We start from the raw sequence: 8,189 nt of genomic DNA, 5'->3' as shown, positions 1-8,189 counted from the left end.
AACCGATCCATTACACCCAAGGCTGCCTCCAAAAGCAGTCTTGAATCATGCTACGGTCAAAAAGGGAATCCTAAGAGTCCACACCACCTAGAGGACCACCACCGACAACAGCAGGACGAACCCTACCGCTATCATCAGCAGACCCGGCCAGTTCTGCGAGAGGCCGAGGAAACCGACCCCACGCCGCCGCGGCTCAAGTGTCGGACCGGGCGTTGCGAGATTTGGCGTCGAGCGGTCCGGCGTTGCGCGAGCAGGCGCCGGATCGCTGAGCCGCCCACGCCTTAAGGCTGCGCCAGCCATGTACACAACGCCAGCGACAATGAGCAACGCACCAATGACGACGACAGCCATTTCTCCTCGCTCTTTTTTAGCTACTGCGCCTGGCACAGCAGCTTTAAAGTTCATAGCGAGGCGTTTCGGAAACTCGCTCGCCTCGCCACTTAGACAGAACGGTCAAGATGCCCGGCAGGTTCCCGCTAGAGCGGAGTGCGTTCAAATTGAACTGGGCATTCCGCTCTATCTATTTGTTTAGCCGCATTTCTGCGACGCCAAGTGATTCCACTTGGCTGCAAAATGCTCGAGGTGACCATCAGGGAATTGGCGACAGGTCTGTCAGCCGATGTCTGAAGCGGGCACCTTCTCGCCTTCGCGCTTGGCGCGTTTTGAATAGGCGCGGATGCTGAGCGGCAGGAAGAGCAGATAGCCGGCAACCGACGCAGTCAGCGTGTACCAGGGATAGGTCATCAACAGCAGGATGTAGAGGACGACGCCGAGGATGATCGGCAGCACCTTGTCGCCCGGGACTTTCAGGCTTTTTCCGGAATAGACCGGCAGCCGGCTGACCAGCAGGAAGGCGACCAGAACGGTGAAACCGGCAGCGATGAAGGCGGCAGGGCGGGATGGCTCCAGGCCAAGCCGCAGGAAATAGAGATAAAGCGGCAGCATCACCAGCACGGCGCCCGCCGGCGCCGGCACGCCGACGAAATACTCGGTCTGCCACTGCGGGCGATCAGTTTCTTCGTCGAGCACGTTGTAGCGAGCAAGTCTCAGCCCGCAGGCGATGGTGAACAGGAGCGCGGCAATCCAGCCCGGCGAGCCCGCCTGGTCGAGCAGGAATGCATAGAGCACCAGCGCGGGTGCTACGCCGAAATTGACGATGTCGGCCAGCGAATCCATCTGCGCGCCGAATTTGGACGTCGCCTTCAGCATCCGCGCCAGGCGGCCATCGATGCCGTCGAGGAAGGCGGCGAGCAGCACCATCACCACTGCCGGCTCGAAACGGCCTTCGAAGCCGAAGCGGATGCCGGAGAGGCCGGCGCAGATGGCGAGCACTGTGACGAGATTGGGCAGCACCATACGCATAGGGATTTCACGGATGCGCGGACCGCCGCTGCCATGCGCCTCGAATTTTTTGAACGGCGCGCCCACGGCTCAGGACACCCGCACGAGCGGCGTTGCGGCAATGCCGCCGAATTCGGCCAGTATGGTTTCACCACCAACCGCGGTCTGGCCGACGGCGACACGCGGCGTCGCGGTCGACGGCAGGAACACATCGACGCGCGAGCCGAAGCGGATCAGCCCGAAGCGCTCGCCGATGCCGATCGTGCCCCCGGTCTCAGCCCAGCAGACGATGCGCCGCGCGACGAGGCCGGCGATCTGCACCGCGGCCACCGTGCCGTTGGGGCTGTCAATGACCAGGCCGTTGCGCTCGTTGTCGGCACTCGCCTTGTCAAGTGCGGCGTTGAGGAACTGGCCCGGCCGATGCTCGATCCTTGTGATGCGGCCGCGCACCGGAGCCCGGTTCACGTGGCAGGAGAAGACGTCCATGAACACCGAGATGCGGGTCATCTCGCCGCCGCCGAGGCCAAGTTCGCGCGGCGGCACTGCCGGACCGACCGCCGTGATGATGCCGTCGGCCGGGCTCACCACCAGCCGGTCATCGACAGGCGTGACGCGCTCGGGATCGCGGAAGAAATAGACGCACCAGGCCGTCAGGATCAGGCAGACCCAGAACAGGATCGAAGAGAAATAGCCGAGGAAAAGCGTTACCGCTGCGAAGGCGGCAATAAACGGATAGCCTTCGCGATGGATCGGAACGAACGTTTTCTTGATCGTGTCGACGAGGTCCATGGGATAGGAACAGCCCTAGTTTCAGGTCCGGCCTCAATAGCGGAAACACCCTGTGGCCGCAACGCAACAATGGGGGCTGGCGGCTCGGCTATTGAACCCGTTCGCCGTCGATAGGGACGCACAACAGCCGAGGACGACGCAGCTGTTACGTGAACGAGCGATCCACGCTCAAGTTGCCTAGACCTCGCCAGCCGCTGCGGCACGGTCGAAATGCTCCTGGAGCTCAAGGCTGTGCGCCTCCACCAGGCTCTCCTCCCGGCCGCCGCGCAGCAGCACGCCACCATTTGGGGTGGACTGGAAGTAGAATGCATGGCCGTCGGCCAGCACAACCCAGTTCACAACCGCGCCTCCTTCTCCCGGGACAACCGAATTCGCCGAGACGATGGCGTCGACCGGATCGAACCCGGCTTTGCGCAGCAAGAGGTCGATGGCCACCGGGGCATGATATTCCTCGGCCAATCCGATCACCGTTGCGATAGTCTCCGCTTCGACATGCCCAAGCTTGTGGCCGACACGCGGAGCGCCGGCTGCAAAAGGGTTGTCACCTGGACGCGGCGCGTGCGTATCTTCCGGCGCGATACACTCATAGACAGCCGCGTGCGTCTCCGTCGCGACGCATAGGCGCGGCTCCGTCGCGCTTGTGCGCAGTTGAAAGACCATCTGCTTCTCGCCCTCGACATCCAGCATCCTCGCCATGCCGAATTTCATTTTGACCTCCGGCTTCGGTGCATTTGCACAGGCTAGAGCGACGCCAACTTCACGCCAGCCAATCATCTGGCTGACCAACTTGGCAATCGAGCGATGAAGAAGCCTGGGCTCACGCAATGGATTGGCCATCACCAGTCGACGAATTGCCTCAGGGTAGTCGGAGTCGTTGACAACTATCAGTTCAGGCCATGAGGTGATCCACCGAGCCGAAAGGGCGAGCATCGGCGATGCTTTGTCTGCCTCATAGAAGAGATCGTCAAGTTCATCGAGTAACGAATCACGACCACCCTCAAAGCCTGTCTGCTCTTTGACCTCGTCGGGGTACCGATCTGCCCAGGCAGCCATTTTTTTCAAAACTGCCAAATGTTGTAGTGCACCCATTCCCGCCAGGCCGGTAGCAGCATGGTCAATCACCTCCCCCAGAATTCCGTGAACATTACAGTTATGGATAAACTGGCTATGGCCGCCATTGTTCACTTGCGCCAAAGGGTGCCGGCTCTGCACGAGCAGCCAAATTGGGTGCCGGCTGCACGGGGTTCTTCTTGGCCTTGCGCGAAAATATCCCGAACATTCCATCCACCAGCGACTGCAACTTTTGGTTGCTACCGGTGCAGTCATACTACCATTTCTGCAGAAGCGAAAGATGCCTTCTGCATCGGGATCCAATAGCAGACATCTTAAAAACGCGTTGCAGCCATGTCACCGTGCGGCCGCCGCGTTACGACACCTCCGAGGGGCGGCGGCGGACGACGACGCCGAACTCGTCGCGCTCGCGAGCAATGCGCAGCCGCTCCTCGGCCTCGGTCGCTTCACGCTGGCGGTCCCACATCGAGGCGTACAGACCGGCCTTGCGCATCAAGGCGGCATGCGTGCCGCGCTCGGCGATCTGGCCGTCCTGCAGCACGATGATCTCGTCGGCCGAAATCACCGTCGACAGCCGGTGGGCGATGACAATGGTGGTGCGGCCTTGGCTGACGAGATCGAGCGCTGCCTGGATCTCCTGTTCGGTATGGCTGTCCAGCGCAGAGGTCGCCTCGTCAAGCATCAGGATCGGCGGCGCCTTCAAAATGGTGCGGGCGATCGCCACGCGCTGCTTCTCGCCGCCGGACAGTTTCAGCCCACGCTCGCCGACCATCGACCGGTAGCCGTCGGGCAGACGTTCGATGAACGGCCCGATCTGGGCGAGTTCGGCCGCCTTGCGGACGTCCTCCTCGCTGGCATCGACGCGGCCGTAGCGGATGTTATAAGCGATGGTATCGTTGAACAGCACGGTGTCCTGCGGCACCATGCCGATCGCCGCGCGCAGGCTCTCTTGCGTCACGTCGCGAATGTCCTGGCCATCGATTAGAATCTTGCCGCCCTGGATGTCGTAAAAGCGGAACAGGAGCCGCGAAATGGTCGACTTGCCGGCGCCCGACGGCCCGACAATGGCAACCGTCTTGCCGGCCGGCACTTCGAAGCTGATGCCTTTCAGGATCTTGCGGTTGGGATCGTAGGAAAAGTGCACGTCGTGGAACTCGACCTTGCCGGCGCCGACGATCAGCGACTTGGCACCAGGCCTGTCGACGATCTCCTGCGGCACATCGAGCAGATCGAACATCTGCTCGATGTCGGTCAGGCCCTGGCGGATTTCGCGATAGATGAAGCCGATGAAATTGAGCGGCACCGAAAGCTGGATTAGCATGGCGTTGATGAAGACGAAGTCGCCAACCGTCTGCGTACCAGCCTGCACCTCAAGCGCCGAAAGGCACATGACGATAACCGTGCCGAGGCCAAAGATGACGCCCTGGCCGAAGTTCAGCCAGCCGAGCGAGGTCCATATCCTGGTGGCGGCGGTCTCGTAGCGCGCCATCGAACGGTCGAAACGCTCGGCTTCCATGCTCTCGTTGTTGAAATATTTGACGGTCTCGAAATTGAGCAGCGAGTCGATCGCCTTGGTGCTGGCGTCGGTGTCGCTGTCGTTCATGTCGCGGCGAATGACGATACGCCAGTCGCTCGCCCTGATAGTGAACCAGATGTAGAGCCAGACCGTCACCGCCACCACAGCCACGTATTTCCAGCCATAGGTGACGGCGAAGATGCCGGCTGTCAGCGTGAATTCGAGAATAGTCGGCAAGGTGTTGAGCACGGTGAAGCGGACGATCGTCTCGATGCCCTTGGTGCCGCGCTCGATGATGCGCGACAGGCCGCCGGTGCGGCGCTCGAGATGGAAGCGCAGTGACAGTTGATGCATGTGGATGAAGGTGCGGAAGGCGAGTTGGCGCACTGCATATTGTCCGACGCGGGCAAACAGCGCGTCGCGCAGCTGGTTGAAACCGAGCTGCACCAGCCGCACGACATTGTAGGCGATGACTAGCATGACTGGCGCCAGAAGGAAGGCCGGCAACGGCGGCACCGACTTGGCGTCGCCAGCCAGCGCATCAGTCGCCCATTTGAAGAAATAGGGACCGGCAACCAGTGTCAGCTTGGCGACGACCAGAAGCACGGTCGCCCATACAACCCGCGCCCGGAGGTCGGCGCGATCGGCCGGCCACATATAGAGCCAAAGGTTGCGCAATGTCTTGAAAGTCGAACCGGAGTCAGCGGAAACGGTTTTTTCGGCCATTTTTATTGCCTTTTTCTTATGCTTATTGCTTGACCATGATCTTTTCCGAAACCGGCTTCCAGTTTCGGGGTTATAGTCTAGCGGCCAGAGCAGCAGGAATTGACGAGCGCGGCCAGCGATGCGGAAACATCGGCGAGTGCATCGCCGTCGACTTCATAGCGCGAGCGCTGCCGGTCCGGCTCGTAGCGGACTAGCCCGGCGTCGACCAATATCCTCAGATGCTGCGAAACGGTGGACTGCGCCAGGTCGAGATGGTCGACGACCTCGCGGCAGCAGCAGGAGCGGCTGGCCGAAAGGTGCCTGAGGATCTCGATCCGGGCCGGATGCGAAAGCGCGGCGAGCTTCGCGGCGACGGACTGGCTGTCGGCGAAGCCGCAGGTCTTCTCGGTCAAGGGAGCGTTCATCGTTTATCGGCGATAGACGATGAACGAACTTCCCGCAAGAGGCCGGAAAGAAGAATAGGATTTCTAATCAGCCTCTGTCGGCGCCGTCGTCATCTGGTCGCCCATCGCCTTGAGGTTGGCGGCTTCGCCTTCCTGCGATTTTTCCGGGACCTTGAACACCTGCCCCGGCCAGATGCGGTCGGGATTCCTAATCTGATCCTGATTGGCGAGATAGATGGTCGAGTAGCGGACCCCTTGGCCATAGACGCGCCGCGAGATCTGCCACAGCGTATCGTGGCGGCGGATGATAACGGCGCTGTCGGCGTGTTCGAGCTTCGGCGCCGCGGTCTCGGGAATTTCAGCCGATGTGGCAGGTGGAGCAGGCACGGTCGCGTCCGCGGCGGCGGGCGGCGTGGCAGGCTTCTGCTCGGCGGGCGCCACAGCGGCGATCGACTCGCCCGGCCCGCGCTCGAACGGCACGGCGGCACGGGCCACCACCTTGACCCCGTCGGCATCGAGTGCGTCGACATGGATGGTGTAGGTGCCGACCGGAATGTTGCGCGTCGCCTCGACCAGGAAGTGGCCGTCGGGCGAAGTTTTCGCGTCGCCGAGCAAGATATCGTTGGCATAGGCGCGCACCTTGCGGCCGGGATCGGAGAGCCCGGCGACGAAGATCTTGTTGCCGTCGATCTCGATCGCTTCGACGACGATCTTTGGCCCTGCAGCTGGTGGTGCCGATGCGACAGGCATGTCCGAAGCCGGCGCGGGGGCGGCTTCGGCAGTGGGCGGCGCCGTGGCAGCCGGTGCGCCTGGGGCCGGTGCTGCGGCAGCGGGGTCCCCGGCGGAGTCCTCGGCAGCCGGAGCGGCCGTCTTGTCGCCGGCAGGCGGCGTTTCAGGCTTTGCCTCGGGCGCAGGAACGGTGAGCAATTCGGAGGCCTTGCCCGGCTCCTCGATCATCGCCAGCACCTGGCCAGCAGGGCTCTTGGGAATCGAGACGACGGCTGTCTGCGCCGAGGGGGTCATGACACTGCCGGTCAATGAACGCAGCGCGATCGTGTAATCGCCGGGTTTCAGCGGATTGTCGAGAACGATGGCAAAAGCGCCATCGGCACCGGCGACCGTTGAGCCGAGAACCGTCGAACCGTTGAGAATCTCGACCTTGGCGTTGGGTGCGGCATTGCCGGCGACGACGATAGAGCCCTTGACTTCGACCCGAACGATATCGAAGGTCGGCGCGATCGAATTCGCCTTGGCCGGCGCTGCCGGTGCCATCGCACCTGTGGCCGGCGCGGGCGAAACCGATCCATCGGTCCCCGGCTCGGCCGGCTTCTCCACCGGCGGCGTCAGCGATGCCACTTCCGTCGGCGGCGCGCGATTGAGATACGGGTCGAGCGCGCCCGACACATAGGCGGTTCCCGCCGCGGCGACGGAGCCGCCGACGGCGAACAACAGCGCCTTTACTGGATTAATGGTCATATTTCCCTGCCCTTAGCCACCTAATGCCGGTCTAGCCTGTTTTGCCCAAACCGACAAGAAAAAGGGGTCGACAAGAATAAAGGGAGCCGACAAGAAAAAACCCGCCCGGGCTTGACCGCGAATAAAGACCCAATCACCAATCACCTCATGAACACGATTCGATCCATCTGCGTCTATTGCGGCTCGTCTCCAGGCCGCGATGAAACCTATGCCAAGGCCGGACACCTGCTTGGGCGTTCGATCGCCAAGTCCGGCCTGCGTCTGATCTATGGCGGCGGCACCAGAGGCATCATGGGAGCCGTTGCCGAAGGGGCGTTGCGGGCTGGCGGCAAAGTGACGGGGATCATTCCGCGCTTCCTGATCAACAGGGAGGCCACCGAAACCGCGCTTAACCGGCTCGACGAACTCGTGATCACCGACAACATGCACGAGCGTAAGCATACGATGTTCGAGAAATCCGACGCCTTTGTGGCGCTGCCGGGCGGCATCGGCACGGTCGAGGAAATCATCGAGATCATGACCTGGGGCCAGCTCGGCCATCATCGCAAACCGATCGTCTTCGGCAACGTTGGGGGATTCTGGGACCCGATGCTGGACCTGCTCGACCATATGATGGCCGAAGGCTTCATCCACACCGCGCAGCGGGTCAAGCCGCTGGTGGTCGACGATCCGGAAGCGATCGTCGCCGCCATCATGGTCGCCGGATCATCGGTCGATGCGCCGACCGAAGGTGTGCAGTCGGTGATCGACAAACTTTAGGGCATTAAGGCAGTAGGGCAGTATGTAGTGCATGCCGCGCTCATGGAGCGGCATCCTACTGCCCTACTGCCCTACTGCCCTACTGCCCTACTGCCCTACTGCCCTACTGCCCTACTGCCCTACTGCCC

8 protein-coding genes are annotated in these 8,189 nt (G+C 62.0%); 1 reads left to right on the top strand and 7 read right to left on the bottom strand.

Annotated features, from left to right (window positions below):
- Positions 1 to 87: 87 nt before the first annotated feature.
- The 7 genes from NKH12_RS29150 to NKH12_RS29120 form a co-directional block, all read right to left on the bottom strand.
- A complete protein-coding gene (locus NKH12_RS29150; RefSeq protein ID WP_352956291.1) occupies positions 88 to 351 on the bottom strand; it encodes a hypothetical protein in 264 nt (87 codons plus the stop codon).
- A 261-nt stretch (positions 352 to 612) separates the two neighbouring features.
- Positions 613 to 1,428 (bottom strand): CDP-alcohol phosphatidyltransferase family protein, encoded by an 816-nt coding sequence (locus tag NKH12_RS29145; RefSeq protein WP_292517062.1) that lies wholly within the window; start codon positions 1,426 to 1,428, stop codon positions 613 to 615.
- A 3-nt stretch (positions 1,429 to 1,431) separates the two neighbouring features.
- Complete coding sequence (locus tag NKH12_RS29140) at positions 1,432 to 2,130, bottom strand: phosphatidylserine decarboxylase (RefSeq protein ID WP_095483175.1); 699 nt, start codon at positions 2,128 to 2,130, stop codon at positions 1,432 to 1,434.
- A gap of 177 nt (positions 2,131 to 2,307) precedes the next feature.
- Entirely contained in the window at positions 2,308 to 3,315 is a 1,008-nt protein-coding gene (locus NKH12_RS29135) for a DMP19 family protein (protein ID WP_352956292.1), read from the bottom strand.
- A 241-nt stretch (positions 3,316 to 3,556) separates the two neighbouring features.
- Positions 3,557 to 5,443: an ABCB family ABC transporter ATP-binding protein/permease gene (locus tag NKH12_RS29130; RefSeq protein WP_352956290.1), complete on the bottom strand. Its 1,887-nt coding sequence runs from the start codon at positions 5,441 to 5,443 to the stop codon at positions 3,557 to 3,559.
- Between the two features lie 77 nt (positions 5,444 to 5,520).
- Positions 5,521 to 5,847, bottom strand: a complete 327-nt coding sequence (locus tag NKH12_RS29125; protein ID WP_352956289.1) for an ArsR/SmtB family transcription factor — start codon at positions 5,845 to 5,847, stop codon at positions 5,521 to 5,523.
- Positions 5,848 to 5,910: 63 nt separating this feature from the next.
- A complete protein-coding gene (locus tag NKH12_RS29120; RefSeq protein WP_352956288.1) occupies positions 5,911 to 7,302 on the bottom strand; it encodes a LysM peptidoglycan-binding domain-containing protein in 1,392 nt (463 codons plus the stop codon).
- A 147-nt stretch (positions 7,303 to 7,449) separates the two neighbouring features.
- On the opposite strand from NKH12_RS29120, the gene NKH12_RS29115 reads away from it, so the two are divergent.
- Positions 7,450 to 8,061, top strand: a complete 612-nt coding sequence (locus tag NKH12_RS29115) for an LOG family protein (RefSeq protein WP_352956287.1) — start codon at positions 7,450 to 7,452, stop codon at positions 8,059 to 8,061.
- The last annotated feature ends 128 nt before the right edge of the window (positions 8,062 to 8,189 follow it).

Source organism: Mesorhizobium sp. M1322 (assembly GCF_040318085.1).
Classification (GTDB): Bacteria; Pseudomonadota; Alphaproteobacteria; order Rhizobiales; family Rhizobiaceae; genus Mesorhizobium.
The sequence above is the reverse complement of the archived record's forward strand: the minus strand, read 5'-3'. Positions and strand labels throughout refer to the sequence as shown.

Bases quoted from the DNA above. Each gene is read 5' to 3' on its own strand.
- NKH12_RS29130 (WP_352956290.1), bottom strand. From the start codon at position 5,443: ATGGCCGAAAAAACCGTTTCCGCTGACTCCGGTTCGACTTTCAAGACA.
- NKH12_RS29115 (WP_352956287.1), top strand. From the start codon at position 7,450: ATGAACACGATTCGATCCATCTGCGTCTATTGCGGCTCGTCTCCAGGC.
- NKH12_RS29120 (WP_352956288.1), bottom strand. From the start codon at position 7,302: ATGACCATTAATCCAGTAAAGGCGCTGTTGTTCGCCGTCGGCGGCTCC.
- NKH12_RS29150 (WP_352956291.1), bottom strand. From the start codon at position 351: ATGGCTGTCGTCGTCATTGGTGCGTTGCTCATTGTCGCTGGCGTTGTG.
- NKH12_RS29140 (WP_095483175.1), bottom strand. From the start codon at position 2,130: ATGGACCTCGTCGACACGATCAAGAAAACGTTCGTTCCGATCCATCGC.
- NKH12_RS29125 (WP_352956289.1), bottom strand. From the start codon at position 5,847: ATGAACGCTCCCTTGACCGAGAAGACCTGCGGCTTCGCCGACAGCCAG.